This is a genomic window from Burkholderia sp. Se-20378 (genome assembly GCF_017104665.1).
Taxonomy (GTDB): domain Bacteria; phylum Pseudomonadota; class Gammaproteobacteria; order Burkholderiales; family Burkholderiaceae; genus Burkholderia; species Burkholderia lata.
Genome location: NZ_JAAGPG010001245.1, coordinates 1 through 586, shown reverse-complemented (window position 1 = coordinate 586; position 586 = coordinate 1). Strand labels below are relative to the sequence as shown.

Sequence of the window (586 nt, the reverse complement as noted above, 5' to 3'; positions counted from 1 at the left end):
CCAAACCGCTGAGACTGGCCGTGCTCGTCGTTGCCGCCGGCATCGGTGCGTTCATCCTGCGCGAACTGTACGTCGCCGCGTCGACGCCGTCGGTGGCCACCGAAACGGATCAGGCGCGCGTGCGGGTCGCTGCCGCCGATCTGCCGGAAGGGCTGCTGCTGCGCGACAACGATCTCGCGTGGAAGCGCATGCCGCGCGCACAGGTGCCGGCTGGCGCGTTCGTCGAGTCGCAGCCGGGCGCGGACCTGAAGGGCGCGCTGCTGCGCAACCACGTCGGCGCAGGCGCACCGATTCGCGTGGAGAACGTGATACCGGCCGGCGCACCGGATTTTCTTGCGGCCGCGCTGCAGCCGGGCATGCGCGCGATCTCGGTGCCGGTCGACGACGTGTCGGGCAACGCGGGGCTGATCCAGCCGGGCGACTTCGTCGACGTGTTGCTGACGCAGCAGATCGGCGGTTCGGCGACGTCGCCCGGCACGTTCGAAGCGGAGACGGTGGTGCGGCGCGCGCGCGTGCTCGCGGTCGGTTCCGAATTCCAGCGCGCGAAGGCACCCGCGAGCGCACCGGACGCGCCGGCGCGCAGATC

The 586-nt window shown here is 71.8% G+C and carries 1 protein-coding gene; it reads left to right on the top strand.

Going from position 1 to position 586, the window contains the following annotated elements; genetic code table 11:
* Positions 1–8 precede the first annotated feature (8 nt).
* Positions 9–586 (top strand): Flp pilus assembly protein CpaB (gene cpaB, locus G3N93_RS41220; RefSeq protein ID WP_307873462.1); only part of this gene is annotated, 578 nt, incomplete at its 3' end.